This window comes from Kaistella pullorum (genome assembly GCF_014837035.1).
GTDB lineage: Bacteria > Bacteroidota > Bacteroidia > Flavobacteriales > Weeksellaceae > Kaistella > Kaistella rhinocerotis.
Window position 1 is genome coordinate 697680 of record NZ_JACSPS010000002.1, and the last position, 25139, is coordinate 722818.

The following is a 25139-nucleotide window of genomic DNA, read 5'->3' on the forward strand; positions in this document are numbered from 1 at the left end:
TTATTTGCCTAGCGGAATGTTGTAGCCTACGCCCACTCCGATGGCACCAGCATTGTAACTTTGGCTGCCAATCTCGCCTTTATCCCCTGTGAAGGTTTTTTGGTATTGCAGTGCAAAGTTCCAGTCCTGGTTGTGGTAACCGATTTCAGGTTTGATGTAGAAACCGCCGTCAGGTCTTGCTACTGTACTGTTTGAAGCCACCTGCTCATCACCTACGATGAAACCGTAACCCAAGTCAGTTCCCAGATAGAAACCGGTCTGTTTTGGATATACACGGATCAGTGCTGCTACAGGGATTACTCCAAAATCGTTGTTATCGATCCCATCATTTTCTCTTCCGAAAAAGTGGCTGTAACCTGTTGCGATACCTAAACCGAAACCAGGGGTCACAAGATTCTGGTATGAAAGGTCCAAACCAAGGTTTCCGCCTGCGTTCTCAGCAGGAACAGAGATACCGCCGTTTACACCTACCTTCAGCATGTTGCGCATATCTGCACTTTGAGCACTTACTAAACCTGCCGTCATTAATCCTAATGCAAGGATTGTTTTCTTCATTGATTTCATAACTTTTAATTTTTGTTTTACACCCTGCATACTTGGCAAAATCGTGCCAAATCCGATGAGGCAGGAGGGGCAAAATTAAATTCAATCCATTAGAGTACTGTAAATCAATACCTTACGAACGTAAAAAAGTTAAACAATCATTTAGATTTAGATGTGACATAAATGCAGTTTATGGGTTTGGCAGACTTTGAATTACATTTTTTCAAGTAATTCTTTCATATCCGCATAGCCGCCGCCGTTGTACACATCGGTCATGCCTTCAGACTTGAAATAATCCACGGCTTTTCCGCTTCTGTTCCCGCTTCGGCAGAAGAAAATCTTGGTTCCGCTCAGGTTTATGACTTCCTGTTTGCGCTGCTCGAGTTCGCCGAGCGGGATGTTCTGGGCTGCTTCGATATGGCCGTCCATCTCAAGTTCCATAGGTTCGCGAACATCGATCAGATGGTAGTTTCCGGTTTGCAGTACTTCAGCTAATGACATAGTAAATTGTTTAAGTTGGATGAATTATTTAAGAATAGAATTCAGGTTTTAAAAACCTGAAGCCACAGTAACAAAGTTAATAAATAAGATTAATTTTGCACCATTAAAATGAATGCAAACGCCCGGAAATACGCAGAAAACATAAAAACGAAAGCCAAAAAATTCGGTTTTCAAAGCTGTGGCATTTCGAAAGCGGGCTTTCTTGAAGAAGATGTCACGCCATTTGAAACGTGGCTCCAAAACGGGCATCATGGCGAAATGTCTTATATGGAAAATCATTTCGATAAAAGACTTGATCCTACCCTACTCGTGGAAGGTTCAAAATCTGTAATTTCACTTTCCTACAATTATTATCCAGAGACCGATGCGGGAAAATTTTCGGAACTGAAGATTTCGAAATACGCCTACGGAGAAGATTATCACGAAGTGATCAAAGAAATCCTGCGTGAAATGGTCGCTGAGCTTAAAGAGGAGATCGGTGATTTCGACTGCCGCGTGTTCACGGACTCGGCTCCCATCCTCGAACGAAGCTGGGCGCGGAAATCGGGCATCGGCTGGGTTGGAAAAAACGCGAATCTGCTTACGAAACAGCACGGTTCGTTTTATTTTCTGGCCGAAATAATCTGTGACCTTGAGCTTGAACCCGATTTTGCTACAACGGATCACTGCGGAAGCTGCCGCAGATGCATTGATGCCTGCCCTACCGACGCCATCGTAAGCGACAGAATAGTGGATGGGAGCAAGTGTATTTCGTATGCCACCATTGAACTTAAAAATGAGATCCCCGAAAGTTTCCGCGGAAAGATGGCGGACTGGATGTTTGGCTGCGATATCTGCCAGGATGTCTGCCCATGGAACCGGTTTGCGTCACCGCACAACCAACCGAAATTCCGTGCTAAGGATGAAATTTTAAGCCACAACACAGGTGAATGGCGCGAACTTTCACAGGAAATTTTTTCAGAAATCTTCCGGAAATCGCCGGTGAAAAGGACCAAATTCGCGGGACTCAAACGTAATATCGACTTCATTTTAAACGGAAAAAAACTTTAGCGTTTTCCCTGGGTACGTTTAGGTGCAACTTTCACGCGGACTTTCAGTTTACTTTTCTCTCTAGATTTTTGTTGCATATACGGTCTGTTTATTTCTAAAATTAAGAATAATCAGCATACAACCTCCGTACGCGCATCTCAACTTCCATAAAAAATGGACTTCCGAAACCGGAAGCCCACCGTCAACACTCAATTATAATGAAAAACTTAATTTGATATGCTGTATACAATTTAAAAAAAACTAGCGCAGTGCCAGGCTGAAAAACAGGTCGATCTCATTCTTTACGTACACCATCCCGCCCATCTTCTTTGGAGGAACGATATTGAAATCTGAAAATTTAAGCCGCTTATTTCCAACCAAACTACCGTCTGCCTCACTGAACTCGATATTATACTTTCTGCTCACGTTCATCATCTTCACTTCCACCGTCGCAGCAAAAAAGTTTGTGCGGACTTTTTCGAAATGAAGGAATCTGATGGTTAGCGTCGGGTAAGCCTGTGCGTTCAGGGTTTTGCGGAAATCGGCGGTCATCACTTTGTTGCGGCAATCGAAATCCACCACTTTCAGTACAATGTTTGGCAATGCGTTTCCACTGAATGAGTAGACCGAACGGGAGTTTTGGAAATTATCATTCGCGCACTTAAATGTTCCGATATTGGTCCAGCCATTGATCACCACATCGTTCTTCTGCGCGATGGCAGCCAGCGGAAGCAGGAGGAACAGGAGGATTAATCTGTAATTTTTCATGACACTAAGATAAAAAAAGGGGTTCGTGAAAACCCCTTCCAAAAAAAATATTAAAAATTAGAAACCGATGGTCGCTTCAAGCATAAGACCGTTGAATTTACCGCCACGAAGTGCACTGGTTGCTCCCCACACGGCACTGTCATTATAGTTTTGAGATACGTATTCTACTTTTGCAAGTACGTTTTTCGTCATGAACCAGCCACCGCCAAGGTTGAATCTTTCAATTTTTCTTTCGTCAGAAACTTCGTCATCTTTACCGTTCACGGTGTTGTATCTGCCACCGAAGTAAAACTGTTCTTTGTTACCGAATCTGTATAGCAATTCTGCTCCAAGTTGGGTGTAATCTCCGTCTGTAGGTCTTTCTGTAAGTCCTGCTGCTTTGTTGCCGGATACATGCTCGTACAATCCGAAGAACTCAAGTCCGTTGTATTTCACGAATGGGTTCACCATCACCGCTTTCACTTTTTTGAAACCAGGGTTGAAACGGCCGGTAGCATAGTTTGATGTTCCCATCGCATCATTCTGGGTAAGCAGTACATAATAGTATCTTGAACCCGCTCTGTCCGCGCTGTAAAGGTAACCACCTGTAGACAAACCGTTGGTCTGGATGAAAGATCCCGTCAGTCTTACTCTAAGGTCTTCATTGATCTGTTTGTCCCAACCCAGTTTTGCATATACGGACGGTGAATTGTAGTTTGTACCTTTCACTGGTGTTTGGTTCAGTTTACCGTTTGAAACCCCAAGCATTGCTGAAAAGTTATTAAAGAAGCCGTAAACCTCACCAAAAGCTTCAGTAGTAAAACTGTCCATGATGTAATTGCCTACGAATGGGTTGTTGATCGCTTCCGCATTATCTGTTCTTCTGAAGTGCGCATCACCGTAGTTGATCTCATCCATACCTACTTTCACTCTCGCGTGCTTCATGATGTTTGAGGCAAAACCTTCTGAGATGAAATCAAGGTCATCTACCTGAATATAACCGCCTTTTACCCACGCTTCGTTGTGGTGACGTGCAGATAGATAGGTTCTTAGATGCATTTTCAAACCTTTTGCGAGGTAAGCATTCACGTCTAAGTTAGCGGTAGGAAGGTTAAAATCTGAACCCATCACTACCAATGTGTTTGGCGTTGCAGGATTACTGCCGGTAACCACGCCCAGCGAAGGCGCTTTGGTTTCATGGTCGATTGCCTGGAACTGCAGTGCAAAATCACCACCTACAGACACTTTCACACCATCATATTCCGGAGAAGCTACTTTTGGATCTTCAAAAACATTTCGGGAAGCTTTTTCAGGCGCTAAATAGTCGCGCATTGTAGAGGTGGTGTCCTGCGCCTGTAAGAGGCCGGCTCCTGAGAAGATTACTGCAAGCATTGAAGCTCTCATTAACATCGTTTTCATAATTTTAAATTTTAATTGATTTCTCTCTGTTTAATTTGCACTTACGTTCACTGTAATTTTGATATCGTTTCCGGTTTTTACCGTGTTCATCATGAATGAAGGAGGTGTCACCCCGTAGTCACTCATCTTGATGGTCTCTGTACCGGTGATGGTGTATCCGTTTCCGCTTTTCGCTACTGTCACCGGGAAGCTTACGGTTTTTGTTACGTTGGTCACTTTCAGTTTTCCGGTGATCGTTCCTTTTCCTACGTTTACTGATGTGGCGGTGAAGGTGATGTTCGGATATTTATCGGCTTCCATCGCTTTGTACGCATTGTTGTCCATTGCACCTTTGCCAGATTTTAGGGTTTTGGCTCCTAAAGTATAGGTAATGTCTGTAAGGGTGTTCCCTGAAACATTCGCGCTGAAAGTACCGGTGTTTGAAGTCATCGTCCAGTCGTGCATAGTAGAGGTTCCGGTTACGGTTGTTTTCACGTTCTTGCTGCTGATTTTTTGACCGGCAACAAGGCCAGAGAAAAGTCCGAATGCCAACACGAGAATCTTGAAGTTTGCTAAATTTTTCATTGTATCTAATTTTAATATTTTTTCTTGCTTTTTGATAGGACAAAGGTAAATGGTATTTTAATTATCTGCTAATATTTAAGCAAAATAACCGTATGATATATATCTTATTTGCAATTTAAATTCAATTAATAACAAACCATTCATTATTTATTTACCATTTTATTAATTTTAAAACAAGTGTTTTGAATTAATACTAAAATAATGTTTGTCAAGATGAAGAATTAAAAAAAGATCGGACGCTTTACCGTTTAAACATTGACGGAAATCATATGTTTTGATGACAAATTTTAAAAAATAAGGGTATATTATCAAGAGTCTGCAAAGAAATGCAGGGAGTATAAGACGCAGGAAACAAAAAACCCCAACTTCTGAAGAAGCTGAGGTTTTGTACCCAGTGCCGGAATCGAACCGGCACACCTTGCGGTACTAGAGTTTGAGTCTAGCGCGTCTACCAATTCCGCCAACTGGGCTCCGTAAATTGGTGTGCAAATATAGATTTTTTTTGGATTCCTCAAAAATATTTTTTCCAAAAGTATCAGAGCCCCTCATAAAACAGGGTTGTAGGTCCGTTATATGCGGCGAAGAAACAACAGTACTATATAAAAGCCTCGTTCGTCCACAGATTCTGCATTTAGTCCCAAATTTAATATTGAAAATAAAACATGTATTACTTTTATCATAACAATACCGAAGTTCTGACCAAACCGGTTTCCCCCCTGCAAACACCATTGGTTCCCATACATTTCGTTAGCCAGAACTTGCGGTCTTGAAGTGGCTCTTTTTGCCGGAGCTTTAATTCAGTTTCGCAAATGTGAACTGGTTTGGTGATGTGGATGAACTGCGAATCTATTATACAGTGGATCAGGCAGATGCCTGGACACCGATCGTAAGCACTTACACTACAGAACACAGCAGCTGGACAGATGTGACTATTCCGCTACCGAATAAGTCGGATAACTATCAGATTGCTTTTGAAGGCCCCTCAAACCGGGCAAGAGGAATAAATGTGGATAATGTCAAAGTAGAAGATGCTTCTACGCTTTCAGTAACCTACTGCTAGAGTTTCAGCTACTGTCAAACCTAAAATTCCAGTTCAAGTCCATCATAAGCCAGGTGCAGGCCCGGCGGAAGTTCCGCTTCGCTGGCCTCATGTAATCCCATATGATGTGATAGATGGGTCAGATACATCTGTTTAGGCTTGAGTTGCGCAAACAGGTCGAGAATCTGCGGCAAAATAAAGTGGGCCGGATGCTCATTTACTTTCCGGATGCAGTTGAGGATCAGATAATCCAGGTTTTGAAGTTTAGGAATTTCATCAGCCGGAATTTGGCTCGCGTCTGTAATATACGCGAGTTTTTTAAATTTAAAACCCAAGATTGGCAACCTGTAGTGCATTACCGAAACCGGTGTCACCGCCGCATCGAAAAGCGTAAAATCACCATTGATTTCAGTCAACTGGAAAGAAGGCGCACCCGGATATTTTTCGGCCGCAAAGGCATATGAAAAACGGCTTTTCACCTCCTCTCCTACGCGGGACATGCAGTAGAGCGGCATATCACCGTGATTTTTAAAAATCAGCGGCCTCAAATCATCCAAACCAATCACATGGTCGTTGTGCTCGTGCGTCAGCAGCACCGCATCGATGTGGTCTTCCCTGTTTTGCAGCATCTGAAATCGGAAATCCGGGCCGCAATCGATGAGGATTTTTTTGTGTTGGTCTGTAGTCACGAGAACAGAGGAACGTGTACGGGAATCGCGGGGGTCTCCGGACGTGCAGACTTCGCAGTGGCAACCGATAACGGGCACTCCCTGCGAGGTACCGCTGCCCAGAAATTTCAACTTCATTTTTTTTGCCTTGCTATATTTTATGAGTAAATTTACAAAAATTTAAAAATTGCACGTGACCCTTCCGAAATTGACCCCAAAGCAGAAAGCTTTAGCTATAAATTTAGATGCAGATATTTACGGTACATTCGCTGAAATAGGCGCCGGCCAGGAGACGGTTCGGCACTTTTTCCGTGCCGGAGGTGCTTCACGTACGATCGCGAAAGCCATGTCTGCCTATGACAAAGATTTCAGCGACGCTATTTATGGCAAGGAAGCAAAAAACCGATATGTAACACAGAACCGTCTGCGCAAGATGCTGCGCTATGAGGTTTCTCTTATTGAAGAAAGGCTTTCTCGCGAAAATAACCCGGGACGCAAGTTTTTCTCCTATGCCAACACGGTAACTACCATCAATTTCAATAAGACCATGAAAGGTCACGGCTGGGTAGGCTTGCGCTTCCAGCTCGATGAAAATGAAGATTACAGCGAGATCGTACTTCACGTAAAATTCATGGAAAACGACGCCACGCTGCAGCAGGAAACGCTCGGCAGCCTTGGTGTAAACCTTATCTACGGTGCCTTTAACCTGCACGACAATCCGCGGAAACTGATCGAATCGCTCTACGACGACATTTCGATGGATAATGTAGACATTGATATGATTGATTTCAGCGGGCCTGCGTTTGCGTACGTTGATAACCGCCTTATGAGTCTGCAACTGGTGAAGAACGGGATGACAGATGCAGTGATATTTAATTCTGAAGGAAACAATATGCTGCCCGCAGACGTGCTCTACAAAAAGAATATTTTCGCGGTTCGCGGCAGTTTCAGGCCAGTTACACTTGTGAATATTGATATGTTCGAACGCGGCCTCGAGATGTTCATGCAGGATTCGAACTGTGGGGTGGACGAAACGGTGGTTTTGTTCGAAATAACGATCTCAAATCTTCGCGCCGCCGGCGACATTGACGAACGCGATTTCCTTGACCGCGTAGATGTGCTCGCAAAACTGGGCTATACCGTTATCATTTCCAATTTCTCCGAATATTACCGTCTGATCGATTATTTCGCTAACTACACGAACGGAAAAATTGGTGTGGCAATGGGCGTAAACAACCTGCTGGACGTATTTGACGAAAAGTATTACCGTAATCTTTCCGGTGGAATCCTCGAAGCTTTCGGTAAGTTCTTCAGACAGGACATGACGGTTTATCTGTACCCATATAAAGATCCGGAGACGCACGAACTGCTGACCTCAAACAACCTCAAAGTAAGCGATAACCTCAAGCAGCTGTACAAATACTTCAAACAGAACCGCCGCATCGTTGATATCAATGATTATAACCCGAACCATTCGGAAATCTACTCGCGGGACATCCTGCACAAGATCGCGCACCACATCTCAGGATGGGAAAACCAAGTGCCTGAAGGTGTTGCCGAAATGATTGTGGAACGCGGCATGTTCGGCTACAAAGAAGAACTCAAGCTGAAAGAATTCTCTTAAAACCTTAAAATCTCAACAATGTCTGAAATAAAGAAACGTCTTTCCATCATTCTGGAAAGCCCAACAAATAATTTGAATGATAAACTGCAAAAGGTTTGTCAACTTCTGGATCAGGAAATCCCCTACTTCAACTGGACTGGTTTTTATTTCAAAAACGGCGACAAGAACGAGCTCATTTTAGGGCCGTATGTCGGCGCTGAGACGGATCATACGATTATTCCGTTTGGAAAGGGAATTTGCGGCCAGGTAGCGGTTTCCAATGAAACATTCGTGGTGCCCGATGTGCATGAACAGGATAATTATCTGAGCTGCTCCATCGACACGAAAGCGGAAATCGTGGTTCCGATCATCAAAAACGGCGAAAACATCGGTCAGATTGATATCGATTCGCATACGCTTGATCCTTTCACGGATGAAGACCGGGAAATGCTCGAATGGCTTTGCGACGAAATCGCGAAGATTTATTAAACATAATGTGCGGCCCTGCGGGCCGCACTTTTTTTATTGGGACAGATTGGCGATGGCCTGCTGATCCAATCTGAAAATCGTCCATTCGTCCATAGGCTTGGCACCCAGTGATTTGTAAAATTCAATGGCAGGCGTGTTCCAATCGAGCACAGACCATTCAAGGCGGCCGCAGTTTTCAGCGCCAGCGATCCGCGCAAGTTCTACTAAAAGTGCTTTGCCGTAACCTTTGCCGCGATGTTCGGGCTCCACGAACAAATCTTCGAGATAGATTCCGGGCTTGCCGACAAAGGTGGAAAAATTATAGAAATACAGCGCAAAACCGACCGGTTTACCATCCTCTTCTGCCATCAAAACCTTAGCAAAATTCCTTATGAAGATATTTTCGTGCAGTTCTTCCACGGAAGTCACCACGTCGTTTTCGAGTTTTTCGTACACCGCGAGTTTTTTAATTAAATCAAAAATTACCGGCGTGTCTGAAGGAATCGCTTTGCGGATTTTAAACATAATGCATCTTGATTTTAAAGCGTAAAAATAATGTTTTTTAAAAGACCTTTCTAAAGTGCGCAAACCCCTAGCCCCGATTGAACGGCCTGTCTGAGCTCTTTTTCGGCGGCGGCTTCGCCGCCGCCGAAAAAAGCGAGTAGTGAAAGCGGGAAATAGCTTCTCATTTAATTTAAAAAGTGCTTTTCGAAAAAGTCAAAACGAGCACAAAAAAACCTCCGGAAAAATCCGAAGGTTAATTGTTTTTTTCGATTTTAAATCTCGGTATTGAGATCCCAGTTCTGCAGATAATCATGCACGTGTTTGAGGAACATGCCGCCCAGCGAGCCGTCTACCACACGGTGATCGTAAGAATGCGACATAAACATGAGGCTGCGGATCGCGATCACATCGCCGTCTTTTGTTTCCAGGACCGCAGGCTTCTTCACGATGGCACCCACCGCCAAAATCGCGACTTGCGGCTGCGGGATGATTGGTGTTCCCATAAGGTTTCCGAAACCGCCCACATTCGAAATGGTGTACGTGGCACCCTGCGTATCTTCGGGTCTGAGTTTCTTGTTACGCGCGCGGTAAGCGAGGTCGTTGATGGTCTTCGCAAGACCGGAAAGCGAGAGTTGGTCTGCATTTTTGATCACGGGAACGATTAGGTTACCGTCCGGAAGTGCCGTAGCCATCCCTATATTGATGTTTTTCTTCTTAATGATTTTGTCGCCGTCTACCGAAACATTGATCAGCGGGAAATCCTGAATGGCTTTCACGATGGCCTTTACGAAAATCGGCATATAAGTAAGCTTTTCGCCTTCGCGTTTCTCAAATATATCTTTGTGCTTTGTACGCCATTTTACCACATTCGTCACATCTGTTTCGATGAAAGAGGTTACGTGCGGCGATATTCTTTTTGAATTCACCATCGCGTCTGCAATGATCTTGCGCACGCGGTCCATCTGGATCACTTCATCACCCTGCCCTACAGGTACCGGAGCCGAAATTGGCGCAGGCGCGGGAGTTTGGGCAACTTGTGCCGGTGCGCTTTGTGGAGCAGCAGCCTGTGCAGGTGCGGAAACACTTCTGTTTTCCAGGTATGCCAGGATGTTTTCTTTGGTGATCCGGCCTTCAAGCCCTGTACCTTTGATTGACTGAAGTTCGGCTTCAGAAATATTTTCCTGTTGCGCGATGCTTTTCACAAGTGGTGAAAGGTAAATATCACCGGAAAATTCTGTGTTATTGGTAGCTGAAAGCGGTTTTTCAAGCTCTTTTACTTCTTCATCACTTAGTTGCGGAATATCAGTCTGAACATCTTCAGCGGTCTTCGGCTCCTGCGGCTGATCAGCCACGGCAACGCCTTCACCGGCGATCTCCATTATCGCAATGGCTTCACCAATCTTGGCTACCTCATCTTTCTGCTTCAGTATTTTTACGATCTTTCCGGAAACGGGTGTCGGAACATCTGAATCTACTTTATCGGTCGCAATTTCCACAACGGAATCATCTTCCTTCACCGTGTCGCCTTCCGCGTAAAGCCAACTAATAATCGTAGCTTCCATCACGCCCTCTCCCATCGAAGGAAGTATTAATTTATATTCTGCCATTTTGATAATTCGGTTTTGACAAAGATAAAATTTTTTGCCGATTAAAGAAATCTGAATTTACAAGCCGCTTTTCTGACATTCCTGCAAAAACCTCAACAGCATAAAAAAGCGTTGAATTTTAGCTTAAATTTGGCGGACAAACATTTCAAATTTATGTCTAAATTATATATCGTCGCGCTGTTTCATTTCAAGGGAAACCATCTTACCGATGCACTCGAACTGCTCGAGAAACTGGTAAGTGAAACGCGGAAAGAAGACGGTTGTCTGCAATATGACCTTATAGAAGAGTCGGAAAATAAAGGCGTTTTCTTCCTGATGGAACTTTGGGAAAGTGAAGCGCATCACCGTGAGCACAACGCTTCCGAGCATCTCGCAGAATTCCGTAAAGCTGCTGCACCACTCTTCGAAAGCAGCGCTGAAGTTTACCGCGGCGCGAAACTTTTTTAAATAATCTGCGCTTCGAAAACGTCGCAGAAGTGTTTTTTGATCCTGATTTTAAGATCTGAGATCTCGATGTCTGTAAATGTACGTTCAAGTTCCCGACTGATTGAGGTCACCGCCTTATCTTTAATTCCGCACGGGATGATGTATTCAAAATAGCGCAGGTCTGTATTCACATTCAGCCCGAAACCGTGCATCGTCACCCATTTCGAGGTCTTCACGCCCATCGCGCAGATTTTCCTTGCGTAGGGTTTGCCCACATCGAGCCATACGCCGGTTTCGCCTTCGCTGCGCATTCCTTTGATGCCGTATTCGGCCAGAACGCGGATGATCACTTCTTCCAGATTGCGCATATAAAGGAAAATATCCGACGAGAAATTATCCAAATCCAACACGGGATAGCCGATCAACTGCCCGAAACCGTGGTAAGTAATGTCGCCGCCGCGGTTCGTCTTCACGTAAGTTGCGTTGATTTCCTTCAGTTTTTCGGCGTTTGCCAGCATATTTTGTTCGTCGCCCGATTTCCCGATGGTGTACACATGCGGATGCTCCACAAAAAGCAGATAATTGGGAGTTTCGAGTTGTAAATCCGGGGTTTTACTGCGGTTTTCGAGCTTTAAAGCGATGATTTCCTGCATCCGTGTTTCCTGAAAAGCAAATGCCGCCTCATATTCCATCAAGCCGAGGTCCTGAAACTGCAGTGTTCTGTTCTGTGTCGCTGTCATTTTTTACTACTGATTTTTTGGGCAATCCCCTTGCCACAGCTTTGCCAGCTGCACGGGGGCGGGCTTTCCGTTGCAATCTTTTTTGGGGCGCGCCTGCGGCGCGCCCCGAAAAAAGGATTTCCACTTCAATCCCTATTGCGAAGTATCTGCACCCGATTTTACGATGCCAAAAATACGATTTTAATCAACTATGCTATGGATAAATTCGGCCGTCTTTTCTTTCCAACCGTCGTTTTCGAGCAAAATGTTGACGAAAGCCGTCCCGATGATTCCGCCAGCCGCTTTCCGCGTGACGTTCTGAAAATCTTCTTTGTTTTTTATTCCGAAGCCGATCATCACGGGATTTTTAAGATTCAGGCTGGCCAGGCGGTTCAGGTATTCTTCGTTGTTCACTTCTTTGGAAATATTGCCTGTGGTGGAAGAACTTGATACGGCATAAAGAAATCCGGAGCTTAAAGAATCAAGGTATTTTATCCGTTCATCAGAGGTTTCCGGAGTTACGAGAAAAATGAAGTTCAGGCCGTACTGTTTTAAGACCGGCTGATAGTTCTTTTCGAATTCAATGGGCGGCAGATCCGGAATAATCAGGCCGGAAACGCTTGAGGCGGCACATTCGCGGCAGAAACTTTCGAATCCGAAACGAAGGACGGGATTGATATAACCCATAAGCACGATCGGAATATCGATTTCGGATTTCACAGATTTGAGTTGCTCAAACAGTGTGGCAATCGTCATTCCGTTGCTCAGCGCGAGTTCATGCGCTTTTTGGATTACCGGCCCATCTGCCACGGGATCGGAATATGGCATCCCAATTTCCACCATTTCAGCACCGGAACTTTGAATTATTTTCAGAATTTCGGCGGTGTCATTCAGTCGCGGAATTCCTGCGGTGAAATAGATATTGAGTTTTTTGTGCTGTTGGATGTTATCTGTGTTATTCATATTTCGATTTACTAAATTTGTTTTTAAATGCCGTGGTCTGCGCCCCGGCCTGAGCGGAGCTCTTTTTGCGAGGAGGTACGACGAGCAAAAAAGCGGGAGCGGAGGACGGAAATGGCGCCCAAATAAGGCTAAAGATGTTTCAAATAAGTTTCCATGTCTTTGTCGCCGCGACCGCTCAGACAAATCACCACGACCTCATTTTCCGCGAACTTCCTCTTTTCTAAGACCGCCAGTGCATGCGCAGATTCGAGCGCTGGGATGATTCCTTCAAGTTTGGTAAGTTCGAAAGCTGATTTCAGTGCCTCATCATCGTTTACGGAGAAAAATTCTGCGCGTTTTTCGCTGAATAAGTTCGCATGAAACGGTCCGATGCCCGGATAATCAAGGCCCGCAGAAATGCTGTGCGGCTCGATAACCTGGCCGTCATCAGTCTGCATCACGAGACTTTTGCTGCCATGCAAAACGCCTAAAGTCCCCAGAAATGTGGTAGCCGCAGATTTACCCGAATTTACGCCAAAACCACCGGCTTCGGCCGCGATTAGCTTCACTTTTTCCTCATTCACGAAATGGTAGAAAGCGCCTGCAGCATTGCTCCCGCCGCCGACACACGCAATCACGTAATCCGGATTTTCGGTGCCGGTTTTTTCTTTCAGCTGCCATTTTATCTCTTCTGAAATAACACTCTGGAACCCCGCTACCAAATCGGGAAATGGATGCGGCCCAACCACGCTTCCGATGATGTAATGTGTGGTGGTAGAATTATTGATCCAGTCCCGTAACGCTTCATTTACCGCATCTTTCAGCGTTTTGGATCCTGAAGTTGCCGGAATTACGGTGGTGCCGAGCATTTTCATCCGTGCGACGTTCGGAGCCTGTCTTGCAATATCGATTTCTCCCATGTAGACGATGCATTCCAATCCGAGTAATGCGCAGGCAGTCGCGGTGGCGACGCCATGCTGTCCGGCGCCGGTTTCAGCGATGATACGCTCTTTGCCGAGTTTTTTGGCGAGCAAAGCCTGTCCGAGCGCGTTGTTGATTTTATGCGCGCCGGTATGGTTCAAGTCTTCTCTTTTTAAATAAATTTGAGTCTGGTATTTTTCACTTAAATTTTTAGCAAAATACAGTGGTGTGGCTCTTCCTACATAGTTTTTCAGCAAATCCTGAAATTCTTCCTGAAATTCAGCAGATTCGATAATCTGAAGGTATTTTTCCCTTAATTCTGCAACATTTGGGTATAACATTTCCGGAATGAAGGCGCCGCCAAATTCGCCGTAATATCCGTTTTCGTCGGGATTTTTATAATTTTTCATAAAAGTTTTTTATTTTTTCGAGGTCTTTAATTCCAGCCTCGGTTTCAAATTTCGAATTGATGTCGAGCGCAAAAGGTTGATGTGTGATTGTTGTGAGTTTGTCGATATTTTCGAGGGAGATCCCGCCACTTAAAAAATAGGGTTTTGCAATTTCTAAATCATTCAAAATCTGCCAGTCAAAGGTCTTTCCTGTGCCGCCAAATGATTCGGAATCTGTGTCGAAAAGAAGATAGTCGGAATTGAATTTTAAATTTTGAATTTTAGATTTTAGATTTTCTGAATGCTGTCCAATTCTGAAAACTTTGATAATCATAGTTTCTTTATTCAGGCTATGTCGCAATTCATCAATATAGTTTTCGTCTTCATCGCCGTGCAGCTGGATATAATTTAAGGAACATTCTTCTGCCATCTTCACAATGTTTTCTAAGGTTTCGTTTACGAATACACCCACTTTTCCGCTATGAGGAATAACTGAAATCTGGTCTGCATTTAAATGGTTCAAAACATATCGCGACGATTTCGGGTAGAAAATAAAGCCGAGAAAATCTGTTTTTAAGTCAATTAACTGCTCGATCTGATCAGGCTTTGTGAGACCGCAGACTTTTATTTTCATGATGAAATTTCGTTTATAAATTTGTCAAACGCTTCTCCCGGATTCTTCATGAAATATTCACCCATCAGGAAACCGTCGAAGCCTTTTTTTTTGAGGAATCTGAAATCTTCAACACTGTAAATTCCGCTTTCGGCAACTGACAAGGTGTTTTGAGGAAGCAGATTTTTCAGATTCACAGAATGCTGTAAATCTACTTTGAAGTCTTTCAGATTACGATTGTTAATGCCGACTAAATCGACGTTTTCGTTGTAATGTGCGAGTTCGTCCTCGGTATGGATTTCGAGCAGTACTTCCAGGCCCAGGCCCTGTGCAAGATCAGTAAATTCCTGCACTTGGCTGACCGAAAGACACGCAGCAATCAGCAAAACCACATCCGCTCCGATGGACTTCGCCTCGTAAAATTGGTATTCATCGATCATGAAATCTTTGCGCAAAATGGGAATTGTGATTTCATTCCTGACTTTTAAAATATCGTCAAATGTTCCACCGAAAAATTCGGAATCCGTTAATATGGAAATACCGCTTGCGCCATAGGTTTTGTATGATTTTGCCACATCCAAAACATCTGCGTTTTCACTGATTACGCCTTTGCTGGGCGACTTGCGTTTAAATTCAGCGATGATTCCGGATTTGGATTTTAGCGTTTGTTTAAGTGAATAGGTCTCACGCCCAAAAAATCCAGAATCTTTAAGTTGTTCTAAAGGAACGGCCGATTTTGAGTAGGAAACTTCCTGCTTTTTTCTTGTTATTATCTGATCTAAAATTGTCATTATAAAAGAGTTTTCGGTTATGAAAGGACCGCGACCCGGCTTGAACGGAGCTCTCCGCCGCGGCGGAAGCGGGAGTGGAAGACGGAAAATGTCGCCATAAAAATCTATTTGATAATAATCTCCAGAGATTTTAATGCGTTGCCGCTTTCTAAACTTTCCGTCGCCAGTGCCAGACAATGTTTGTAATCACCATGTTTACCGGTGTTTTTTAAGGCCATCGCAGCATTTGCAAGTACAACAGCATTCTGTTCATAAGTACCGTTGCCTTCGAGAACCGACCTGAAGATCTTTGCCGCATCCTGTTTCGTGTTTCCGCCGAAGATACTGTTGGCGTTAATGTTTTTGAAACCCAATTCCTGCGCGGAGAAAATATATTCGCCCGATTTATCGAAAATCTTGGTGTCCGAGGTCAGCGAAATCTCGTCGTAACCGTCGAGTGCATGAACAAGAAGAAAATTCTCTTGTTTTTTCTGCAGCAGATACTGATAAATCCGAGCGATTTCCAAACTGTACACGCCAATCATCGAGAATTTCGGCCTTGCGGGATTGACAAGCGGCCCCAAAATATTGAAAAACGTCCTTAAACCCAGGCCTTTCCGCAGCGGCGCCACCGAACGCAAAGCCGGATGAAACAGCGGCGCGTGGAGAAAGCAAATGTTTCCTTTAGCCAGATCTGCGCGCAAGTCGCCCGAATCGGTTTTGAATGAATAACCCAGTTCTTCGAGCACATTTGATGCACCGGAAATGGATGAAACACCGTAATTGCCGTGCTTCGCCACTTTCTGGCCGGTTCCCGCCACCACAAAACTGGCCAGCGTGGAGATATTAAAGGTATCTTTTCCGTCGCCACCGGTGCCCACGATATCGACCAGATCATCCGTTTCTAAATCTACGCTGACCGAAAGCCGCAAAAGCGCTTCCTGAAAACCTTCCATTTCCTCGAGCGTAATGCTGCGCATCAGGAAAACCGTGACAAACGCTGTGACTTCATTCTCATTGAATTTGTTTTGGGCAATTTCGGTAAGGATAGCCTTGGCTTCAGCTTTTGAAAGCGTGTTGTGATTGAATAAATATTGTAGAATCTGTTTCATAATTTGTTTCTGGTTGTTAGTTGTTGGTTGTCAGTTATTAATGTGTAGTTCTGAATTGTTCAGAACTATCAACCGAAATCTATCAACTATTTTAAAAAGTTTTCCAAAATTTGCTTTCCGTCCGGCGTTAAAATACTTTCCGGGTGGAACTGAACAGCGTGAACATCGTAGATTTTGTGCTTTAAACTCATGATCATTCCGTTTTTATCGATGCTCGTGATTTCTAATTCTTCAGGAAAATCTTCAGGATTTACTGCCCACGAATGATATCTGCCGACCTCCAACATATCTGGTAAATTCTGGAAGATCCGATGTTCCGAAACCTTTGTAGATTCCGTGGCGACGCCGTGATAGATCTCCGAAAGATTGATCAGACTTCCGCCAAAAGCTTCTGCAATCGCCTGCTGACCAAGGCAAACGCCGAGAATCGATTTTGTCGGCGCATATTTTTTAATAAGATCCAGAAGAATTCCGGCTTCTTCGGGAATTCCGGGTCCCGGGGAAAGTATGATTTTGTCATATCGATCAACATCATCCAGGGAAATCTGGTCATTTCGGAAAACGTATACTTTCCCACCGATAATTTCTTCAATCATCTGCACGAGATTGTAGGTGAAACTGTCGTAATTATCTAAAACTAATATTTTCATGTTGTCTTTTTTGGATTTTTAGAGGAATTCTTCCGATCATTTATTAATCCTGACAGGAATTCTTCCTGTCCTTAATTTAGCCGTCACTTGGTGACTTTTATGTAAGTTTTTCTGCTTTAAGAATTGCTTTTTTTAATGCGCCCAATTTATTATTAACTTCCTGCAGTTCATTTTCCGGGGAAGATTTGGCCACGATGCCGGCACCGGCCTGATAAAAAAGTGTATTGTTTTTGCTTAAAAAGGTGCGGATCATGATCGCCTGGTTGCAGCTTCCATCAAAACCCACAAATCCGATGCAGCCTCCATAAAAACTGCGCGAAGTCTTTTCATATTCATCGATGAGCTGCATGGCGCGGTATTTCGGCGCTCCGCTTAAAGTTCCCTGAGGAAAGGTGGTTGCAATCATTTCATACGGATTCTGATCTTCTGAAACATCGGCGGTAACCTCTGAAACCATGTGAATCACATGCGAAAAAAACTGGATTTCTTTGAGCTTCGAAACTTTGGTATTTTTTCCGAGAATGCTCAAATCATTTCTCGCCAAATCAACAAGCATGGTGTGTTCCGCGTTTTCTTTTGCATCCTGCGTTAGTTCTTCAGCAGCTTTAAGGTCATCTTCAATGTTTCCGGTACGTTTGAATGTGCCGGCAATCGGATGAATGATCGCACGGTTGTCTTTGATGATCAGCTGACTTTCCGGGCTCGAACCCATCAGTTTATAATCTCCATAATCAAAAAAGAACAGGTATGGCGACGGATTGATATTCCGCAGAGCGCGGTAGACATTGAATTCGTCGCCCACAAACTTCTGCTGAAACCTGCGGCTCAAAACGAGCTGAAAAACATCACCGCGGAAACAGTGCTTTTTTGCAGTCTCAACTGAATTTCTGTATTCTTCATCGGTCAGATTTGATTCCTCAGCGCCCGCTTTTTCAAATGGGAAAATGGGCGCATTCTTTTGCTGGATTAAATTTTCTACCACTGCGACCTCCGATTTCAATCCATCAATTTTATTTTCGATCAGAAACATTTCATCATTGTGATGATTGATCGCTATGACGTACTGATAAAGGCGGTAGCGCAGCAGCGGAATTCTGTTTTCTTCTGACATCTCTTTAAACTTGATGCTTTCAAAAAAAGGAATCGCGTCGTACGATGTGTAACCGTAAAAACCCTGCGCGGTCTTTCCAATTGGCAAATTCGGCTCCTGACAATCAAAACAATTTGAGAATTCCTGCAGTAAATTCGTCAGTTTTTGAGTCTCGATATTTACTTTTTCAGCACTTTCGAGCGGAAACTTAATTTGAGCTTCGGTATAATTCCGAATTTCAATTCCGGCAATGGCATTCACCGCGATAAAGGAGAAATTGTTATCGGTATTTTGGTTTCCGGCACTTTCTAAAAGGATGGTATCCCGAAACTGATCGCGAAGCCTGAGGTAAATTCCGATTGGCGTAAAAAGATCGCTCAAGGTCGATTTTACGGTGGTTTTCAGTTTGATATTTTGATTAAATTTCATGTTTGGATTTAAGTTTTAGAAATAAAAAAAGACTTCAACGCATTCGTCAAAGTCTTCTTATTTTTTTGGTGGGATATATTTACACAAAAGAACAGTGCTCAAGACTTTGAAAGTTTTGAGGCCACCACCAGTTTGTATTGTTGATCGTTATCATTGGGACAAATATAGAAATCATTTCTAATTTAAAAAGAAAAAAATTAGAAAAATTACTCTTCAACATTTTTCAGTGCCATCAGCAAATGATATGCGCCTTTAGTTACAAAGGCTTTATTCGCATTTTTAATGTCAAAATTCAGCAGTTCGGTTAAACCGTTTTCAGAATTTCCTATCGTGACAGGAAACATTTTGTACGTTGTGGGTTTTACTTCTTCAAAAACATACTGTTTCCCTTCCCAGGTTACAACTGCATCGTCTGGAATTACAAATCCTTGTTCCGCATTCACTTCAATCTCTGCATTCATGAAGGTTCCAGGAATAAGGCTTTCATCTTTATAGATCAGATCACAATGGATGAGAACGCTGCGGTCCGGCGCAAAATCTTTACCGATTAATTTCACCGTTGCGGCGAATTTTTTTGTTGGGTTCTGGTTTGTAAATGCATAGACTTTTTGTCCGACTGAAATTTTATTCAGATCTTTTTCGAAGACTTTTAAAGCCAAGTGGATCTGTCCGTTATTTACAATTTCATACAAAACATCGGCGGAAGAAACATACTGGCCAATAGTCGCGTTTACTCTTGAAATGTAACCCGAAATAGGTGCGACTACTGCCACAGATTTTCTGATATTGCCGGAACTCACACTTCCAGGGCTTATTCCGTAAGAACGCAGTTGAGATTCAATTCCGCGAACGGCAGCACCCTGTGATTGGGCTTCGTTGGCAGCTTTCTGAGTAACCTTGTCGGAACTTGCCTGGTATTTATTCAAATATTTCTGGCGGTCATAATCTTTCTGCGCATACCCCAAATTCGATTTTGCCTGAAGATAGTCCTGCTGAAGTCTCGCAAACTCCGGATTTTCAACAACTGCTAAAGTTTGACCGCGGGTTACATAATTTCCCGGTACAAAACGTGCAGTTTTTATAATTCCTCCTGTTGAAGAAGAAACACCTGCCATTCCTGTTGGCGGCACATCAATTTGTCCGGTCAGGAGAATTTTGTTGGCAATATTCTCACTATTAAGTGTTGTAGTTTCAATGGCAGCCGTTTTTTTTTGCAAATCGGTCAGTGTGATTTGGTCGTCGGAAATGGCGTATGTTTCCTGGGTTACCGTTTCCTCCTTTTTGGAACACGAGAATAAAAGAACCCCGGAAAGCATTACTATAATTGATTTTTTCATTTTTTTTAACGGTTTAATTATTCTCCGCCAATCATTTTGGAGGTAATTCCTTTTTTATTCGTGAGTTCTGCTACTGTAATTCCAGCAAAATGCAGCAATACAAATATAGGCATCCAGTAGAACGCAAATTTGTGAATCTCTTCTGCCCTTTCCAGCGCCTGTTCTGAAGCAAGCTCCCACATCAGCGCAAAACCGGTGACCATTTGTACCGCCAACAAAATATAGAAAATACTGTACACAGTCCCCTGAAGTTTCTCTTTTCCTGTAGATGATTTGGGGAAAGGATTAGGGTATCTTACGCCTTTAGCTAAAAGATATATAATTCTTAAAATATAAGCGAAAACAAGCACATACGCGAAATTGATATGCCAGTCGAACATTGGGTTAATGATGCTTTTCGCGATGCCAACTACACTTTCCTGCGGCAGTTGAACATTATTTTTGCCCAGTTCTGCAGAAATTGCGGTAGTGATGGTTTTTTTTGACATCCAGTACATTCTTAAAAATCCGGTGGCAAAAAGCACCAGCATTGAAACTGCGATTAACCAGTGGATGAGCCTGTGGAGTGTTGTGAATTTTTTCATAGCCTTATTTTTAAATTTCGTTTTGAAGTTCTATTTGAAACTTCGCAGCAAAAAATTCTTTATTTATTTTTAAGATTATTAAGTTCAATAATTTTCTCATTCAAAGTGTTTTCAGCGTCGATATACTTGTTCTGAATATCAAGCGACTGATTCACTAAAATGGTATATTCCAGATAGTTGATTTCACCTTCTTTAGACAGTAGATCTGCTGTAAACAGGATGGTTTGAGCGTTTTTTAAACCTTTTGTTTTATAATAATCGATTTCAGATTTCAGTTTCTGGTATTCGCTGTAGGTTTTTGCATATCTGTTTTTAAAGTCACGAACAGCGATATCGTAATTGTTTTCGGCAATCTGCTGGTTAATTTTCTGCCCTTCAATCAGGGATTTCTGTGCAGAATTAAAAACTGGAAGCGCCACGCCCACCAAACCGGTCTGAAAGCGGTGAGTTCCGTTATAAAACTTATCATCTGAGCCGTTTCCTTTCATAGTTGTGGAATTTATCCCAAGATTGAAACTCGGTAAAAGTTTGGCTTTTTCAGCTTCAAGTCTTGCATTTTCAATGTTTTTCTGACGCTCGAGTTGCGACAGAACTAAAGGGTTTCCGCTAAAATTCTCATCAAAATCCAGATTCAAAAGATAAAAACTCCCTTTTTCATTCTGATACATTTCACCATCATTAATCAGATAACTAAACTGATGAATTGAAATTTCGCGGTCCTTCAGCAAACTTTGGAGCTGAATTTCGGCCTGGCTTCGGTAAGCTTCAGCGGTGGTTTTTTCCAGAATGTTACTTTCGCCTGCTTTCAACCTAAGTTCAGATCGTGTGTAATAATTTGAATAGATGCTGTCAGCTTTTTTCAGAAGTTTCTGTTTTTCGTCCAGATAATTTAGATTATTGTAAACTAAAGCGATTTCCTTTTTCAGTTGCCATTTCTGAACATCCAGACCCAGCTTTGCGTTTTTCCACTGTTCCGTTAAAACCTGTTTTTGGGTTTTATAGAATTTCGGCAGCCGCAGCGTTTGGTTAACGGAAAAAGCATTGTCCACATATGCAGAATTAATTTGTCCGATTTCTGCATTAATATTCAAAGGATCTATCGCTACAGCAGAGTTTTGGATGCGGTTCTGATAATCAACTTTCAGCTGACCCGATTTTAAATTCAAATTGTTTTGAATTGCTCTGTCGTACGCATTTTCCAAAGAAATTGGAGTTTGCGGAAAGCTTTTCAGAAAAAATAATATTAAAAACAGACTGAGATATTTAGGTTTCATTATTTTAAAATTATTCATCTAGGTTAATGTTTTTTTTACGTTGGGGAAAATGTTTTTCAAACCAAATATAAACGGTTGGCAAAATGAAAAGCGTAAGAAAGGTTGCGAGTAGTAAACCTCCGATCACTACTGTTGCGAGTGGTCTTTGTACTTCCGCACCTTCACCCTGGCTTATCGCCATCGGTAAAAATCCGAGCGAGGCAACCAAAGCGGTCATCAGTACAGGACGGAGCCGCATTTTACCGCCGATACGAACTACTTCTTTCAAATTTGAATGAATTTCCTTCTGTCGGTTAAACTCTGCAATCAATACAATTCCGTTAAGCACCGCCACCCCGAAAAGAGCGATAAAACCGACACCTGCAGAAATACTGAAGTTCATATCCCGAGCCCACAGTGACAGGATTCCACCAATCGCAGAAAGTGGAATTGTAGTAAAAATAATCAATCCATATTTCACTGAACTGAAGGCGAAATAAAGCATCAGAAGTATTAAAGCCAAACTGATAGGAACCGCAATACCAAGACGTTGCTGCGCATGCTGAAGATTCTCGAACGTTCCGCCGTACTTGATGGTATAACCTACGGGAAGTTTTAAATTCTTATCAACCATTTGCTGTAAATCCTGCACGGTCGACTGAATGTCGCGTCCTTTCACATTGAATCCAACAATGATTCGGCGGTGTGCTTCCTCGCGCTGGATCTGGTTTACACTTTCTTTCAGTTCCACCTGAGCTACTGCGCTTAAAGGAATTTCGACACCAGTTGGTGTTGGAATCAGAAGATTTTTTACATCTTCGAGATTTTTCCGGAGTTCCCCATCCAGACGGACTACCAAATCAAATTTTTTCTCTTCTTCGAAAACAGAACCCGCACTTTGGCCCGCAAAAGCAGTGTTCACCATTTTATTGACCTCACCAATGCTTAATCCATATTGCGACAGCGCGGCGCGGTTATATTCAATTAAAATTTGGGGCATTCCGGAAACCGGCTCAACATAAATATTTTCTGCTCCATCAATTTTCTTAGAAATTTCGCCCAATTTTTCAGCATAAATCTTTAACGAATCGAGATTTTCGCCGAAAATTTTACATACAACATCCTGTCTTGCACCGGTCATCAGTTCATTAAACCGCATGTTAACCGGATATTGGAAGGAATAAGTTACGCCCACGATATTTTTCTTGAGTTCCGCAGACATTTTTTCGGCAAGTTCGTCATATGATTTGGCGGAAGTCCATTCTTTACGCGGTTTCAGGATAATCATCATGTCGCTCGCATCGATCGGCATTGGATCGGTTGGAATTTCGCTGCTTCCGGTTTTCCCTACAATTTTTTCAATTTCAGGGAATTTTTTCAGTAGAATTTGCTGGCTTTTTAAAACTGCGTCAGTTGAAGTTTTAAGGTTACTTCCAGGTAAAACCCTTGTATCAACGGCAAAATCGCCTTCGGGAAGTGTGGGAATAAATTCTCCACCTAATTTAGTCATGATAAAAACCGAGAAGAAGAAAAGCCCTAAAACACTGAAAAATAGAGGATTCTGAAATTTTAAAACTACCTTAAGAATTTTATCATAAACCGCTTCAAGCTTATCCATCATCCGGTCGGCATAATTTTTCTTATGTGTAATTTTCTTGGACAGAAAGAGCGCGCTCATCATCGGGACATACGTTAAAGACAGGATAAATGCACCTAAAAGTGCAAAAATCACCGTTTGCGCCATGGGCTTGAACATTTTACCTTCCACCCCTTCCAACGTCAAGATTGGCAAGTAAACAATCAGAATAATTATCTGTCCAAATACCGCCGAATTCATCATTTTACCAGCTGAACTTTCCACGGTTTCGTCCATTTCTTTGGCGGTAAGGAAGTTTTTGTTGGCGAGCGTTGGGCCGTGAAGCCTGTGTAGAATGGCTTCCACAATAATCACGGCACCATCCACAATCAATCCGAAATCGAGTGCACCTAAACTCATCAGATTTCCGGAAACCCCGAAGATATTCATCATGATAAATGCAAAAAGCATGGAAAGCGGAATGACAGACGAAACGATAAATCCTGCCCTAAGATTTCCGAGGAAAACTACAAGAACAAAAATGACGATTAATGCGCCCTCCAAAAGGTTTTTTGAAACTGTGCTGATTGCATTGTTTACCATCTTGGTCCGGTCAAGAAACGGTTCAATCACCACGCCTTCCGGAAGGGTTTTACGGATTTCGTCGATGCGGATTTTTACATTCTCAATAACTTTATTGGAATTGGCACCTTTCATCATCATCACCACCGCACCGGCCACTTCCCCTTTTCCGTTATAAGTCATTGCACCGTATCTGATCGCATTTCCGTACTGCACTTTTGCAATATTTTCAATTAAAACAGGCGTTCCATCGGGAAGATTTTTAACAACCGTTTTTTCGATGTCATGAATCTTTCCCATCAAACCTTCTGTTCTGATGTAGAGAATTGTAGGACCTTTTTCAATATATGCACCACCGGTATTCTGGTTATTGTTTTCCAGAGCGGTGAAAACCTCCTGCATCGTAACTCCCATCGCTTTAAGTTGCGCAGGATTTACTGCAACTTCATACTGCTTCAGGTTTCCGCCAAAACTGGCAACATCAGCAACACCTTCAGTACCCAGGAGTTGTCGTCTTACAATCCAATCCTGAATGGTACGGAGCTCCATAGCAGTGTAACGGTGCTCGTAACCGGTTTTCGGACGTATTACATACTGATAAATTTCGCCTAAACCAGTAGAAATTGGGGCCATTTCTGGGACTCCAAGCGTTACGGGAATATCTTTGGAAACATTTTGTAACCGTTCGGAAACCTGCTGCCTTGCGAGATAAAGATCTACGTCTTCCTCGAAAACAATGGTCACAACAGAAAGACCGAAACGCGAAAAACTTCGCATCTGTTTGATTCCCTGTATATTGTTCATCGCCTGTTCTAACGGAAAAGTAATAAACCGTTCCACATCGGGAGCGCCCAAACTTGGCGACGACGTAATCAGCTGTACCTGATTATCCGTAATATCAGGCACCGCATCAATAGGTAATTTTCTGAGTTCTATTATTCCATAAATAATCCAGCCCAAGGTCATCAACAAGATGATCAGCTTATTTTTTATGGAAAAACTTATGATTCTGTCTAACATTTTTTCACTTTATAATTAATGATCACCATAATAA

Annotated in this window: 23 protein-coding genes, 1 tRNA gene and 1 pseudogene; 5 read left to right on the forward strand and 20 right to left on the reverse strand. The window is 42.9% G+C overall.

The genetic code is table 11. From position 1 onward, the window contains the following. Entirely contained in the window at nt 1-564 is a 564-nt protein-coding gene (locus tag H9628_RS07595; protein WP_251833522.1) for a hypothetical protein, read from the reverse strand. A 192-nt stretch (nt 565-756) separates the two neighbouring features. Next, nucleotides 757-1044, reverse strand: coding sequence for a rhodanese-like domain-containing protein (locus H9628_RS07600; protein WP_251833523.1), 288 nt, complete (start codon nt 1042-1044; stop codon nt 757-759). Nucleotides 1045-1152: 108 nt separating this feature from the next. Here H9628_RS07600 and queG point away from each other — a divergent pair, with 108 nt between their 5' ends. After that, nucleotides 1153-2094 carry a tRNA epoxyqueuosine(34) reductase QueG gene (gene queG / locus H9628_RS07605; RefSeq protein WP_251833524.1) on the forward strand — a complete coding sequence of 314 codons (942 nt, stop codon included), beginning with the start codon at nt 1153-1155 and terminating at the stop codon, nt 2092-2094. A 240-nt stretch (nt 2095-2334) separates the two neighbouring features. Here queG and H9628_RS07610 read toward each other — a convergent pair whose 3' ends face one another. The 4 genes from H9628_RS07610 to H9628_RS07625 form a co-directional block, all read right to left on the reverse strand. After that, nucleotides 2335-2841 (reverse strand): YceI family protein, encoded by a 507-nt coding sequence (locus H9628_RS07610; RefSeq protein ID WP_251833525.1) that lies wholly within the window; start codon nt 2839-2841, stop codon nt 2335-2337. A 57-nt stretch (nt 2842-2898) separates the two neighbouring features. Then, on the reverse strand, nt 2899-4239 hold the full coding sequence (locus H9628_RS07615) for a hypothetical protein (RefSeq protein ID WP_251833526.1): 1341 nt from the start codon (nt 4237-4239) through the stop codon (nt 2899-2901). A gap of 30 nt (nt 4240-4269) precedes the next feature. Further along, a complete protein-coding gene (locus tag H9628_RS07620; RefSeq protein WP_251833527.1) occupies nt 4270-4803 on the reverse strand; it encodes a YceI family protein in 534 nt (177 codons plus the stop codon). A gap of 388 nt (nt 4804-5191) precedes the next feature. Next, a tRNA-Leu gene (locus H9628_RS07625) sits at nt 5192-5273 on the reverse strand. A gap of 341 nt (nt 5274-5614) precedes the next feature. Here H9628_RS07625 and H9628_RS07630 point away from each other — a divergent pair. Further along, on the forward strand, nt 5615-5863 hold the full coding sequence (locus H9628_RS07630; RefSeq protein WP_251833528.1) for a hypothetical protein: 249 nt from the start codon (nt 5615-5617) through the stop codon (nt 5861-5863). Between the two features lie 20 nt (nt 5864-5883). On the opposite strand, the gene H9628_RS07635 is transcribed toward H9628_RS07630, so the two are convergent. Further along, entirely contained in the window at nt 5884-6648 is a 765-nt protein-coding gene (locus H9628_RS07635) for an MBL fold metallo-hydrolase (RefSeq protein WP_251833529.1), read from the reverse strand. A 49-nt stretch (nt 6649-6697) separates the two neighbouring features. Here H9628_RS07635 and H9628_RS07640 point away from each other — a divergent pair, with 49 nt between their 5' ends. Together H9628_RS07640 and H9628_RS07645 are read left to right on the forward strand one after the other, a co-directional pair. Beyond that, nucleotides 6698-8134 carry a TonB-dependent receptor gene (locus H9628_RS07640; protein ID WP_262891790.1) on the forward strand — a complete coding sequence of 479 codons (1437 nt, stop codon included), beginning with the start codon at nt 6698-6700 and terminating at the stop codon, nt 8132-8134. Nucleotides 8135-8152: 18 nt separating this feature from the next. Beyond that, a complete protein-coding gene (locus tag H9628_RS07645) occupies nt 8153-8602 on the forward strand; it encodes a GAF domain-containing protein (protein WP_251833531.1) in 450 nt (149 codons plus the stop codon). Between the two features lie 33 nt (nt 8603-8635). On the opposite strand, the gene H9628_RS07650 is transcribed toward H9628_RS07645, so the two are convergent. Further along, nucleotides 8636-9106, reverse strand: coding sequence for a GNAT family N-acetyltransferase (locus tag H9628_RS07650; RefSeq protein ID WP_251833532.1), 471 nt, complete (start codon nt 9104-9106; stop codon nt 8636-8638). 251 nt (nt 9107-9357) lie between these two features. After that, the gene (locus H9628_RS07655) at nt 9358-10692 is read right to left on the reverse strand and encodes a dihydrolipoamide acetyltransferase family protein (RefSeq protein ID WP_251833533.1); all 1335 of its coding nucleotides are present in this window, start codon (nt 10690-10692) and stop codon (nt 9358-9360) included. A 153-nt stretch (nt 10693-10845) separates the two neighbouring features. Between H9628_RS07655 and H9628_RS07660 the strand changes: the two genes are divergently transcribed. Continuing rightward, a complete protein-coding gene (locus H9628_RS07660; protein WP_251833534.1) occupies nt 10846-11139 on the forward strand; it encodes a putative quinol monooxygenase in 294 nt (97 codons plus the stop codon). On the opposite strand, the gene lipB is transcribed toward H9628_RS07660, so the two are convergent. From lipB to H9628_RS07715, 11 genes and pseudogenes are all read right to left on the reverse strand, one after another. Next, the gene (gene lipB, locus H9628_RS07665; RefSeq protein WP_251833535.1) at nt 11136-11858 is read right to left on the reverse strand and encodes a lipoyl(octanoyl) transferase LipB; all 723 of its coding nucleotides are present in this window, start codon (nt 11856-11858) and stop codon (nt 11136-11138) included. The two genes, H9628_RS07660 and lipB, sit on opposite strands and share 4 nt — an antisense overlap. Nucleotides 11859-12038: 180 nt before the next feature. Continuing rightward, nucleotides 12039-12800, reverse strand: a complete 762-nt coding sequence (gene trpA, locus H9628_RS07670; RefSeq protein ID WP_251833536.1) for a tryptophan synthase subunit alpha — start codon at nt 12798-12800, stop codon at nt 12039-12041. A 128-nt stretch (nt 12801-12928) separates the two neighbouring features. Then, nucleotides 12929-14110: a tryptophan synthase subunit beta gene (gene trpB, locus H9628_RS07675; RefSeq protein WP_251833537.1), complete on the reverse strand. Its 1182-nt coding sequence runs from the start codon at nt 14108-14110 to the stop codon at nt 12929-12931. Continuing rightward, nucleotides 14097-14723, reverse strand: coding sequence for a phosphoribosylanthranilate isomerase (locus H9628_RS07680; RefSeq protein WP_251833538.1), 627 nt, complete (start codon nt 14721-14723; stop codon nt 14097-14099). The genes trpB and H9628_RS07680 overlap by 14 nt, the downstream gene beginning before the upstream one ends. Continuing rightward, nucleotides 14720-15493 (reverse strand): indole-3-glycerol phosphate synthase TrpC, encoded by a 774-nt coding sequence (gene trpC, locus H9628_RS07685; RefSeq protein ID WP_251833539.1) that lies wholly within the window; start codon nt 15491-15493, stop codon nt 14720-14722. Before trpC ends, H9628_RS07680 begins: the two co-directional genes overlap by 4 nt. Nucleotides 15494-15597: 104 nt before the next feature. Beyond that, nucleotides 15598-16584, reverse strand: a complete 987-nt coding sequence (trpD, locus tag H9628_RS07690) for an anthranilate phosphoribosyltransferase (protein WP_251833540.1) — start codon at nt 16582-16584, stop codon at nt 15598-15600. A gap of 86 nt (nt 16585-16670) precedes the next feature. Continuing rightward, nucleotides 16671-17234, reverse strand: coding sequence for an anthranilate synthase component II (locus tag H9628_RS07695; protein WP_251833541.1), 564 nt, complete (start codon nt 17232-17234; stop codon nt 16671-16673). Nucleotides 17235-17331: 97 nt separating this feature from the next. Beyond that, nucleotides 17332-18753, reverse strand: coding sequence for an anthranilate synthase component I family protein (locus H9628_RS07700; protein ID WP_251833542.1), 1422 nt, complete (start codon nt 18751-18753; stop codon nt 17332-17334). A 206-nt stretch (nt 18754-18959) separates the two neighbouring features. Continuing rightward, nucleotides 18960-20090 (reverse strand): efflux RND transporter periplasmic adaptor subunit, encoded by a 1131-nt coding sequence (locus H9628_RS07705; RefSeq protein WP_251833543.1) that lies wholly within the window; start codon nt 20088-20090, stop codon nt 18960-18962. A 17-nt stretch (nt 20091-20107) separates the two neighbouring features. Further along, nucleotides 20108-20674 (reverse strand): cytochrome b/b6 domain-containing protein, encoded by a 567-nt coding sequence (locus tag H9628_RS07710; protein ID WP_251833544.1) that lies wholly within the window; start codon nt 20672-20674, stop codon nt 20108-20110. A gap of 59 nt (nt 20675-20733) precedes the next feature. Next, nucleotides 20734-25105, reverse strand: a pseudogene (locus tag H9628_RS07715) (CusA/CzcA family heavy metal efflux RND transporter). Between the last annotated feature and the right edge of the window lie 34 nt (nt 25106-25139).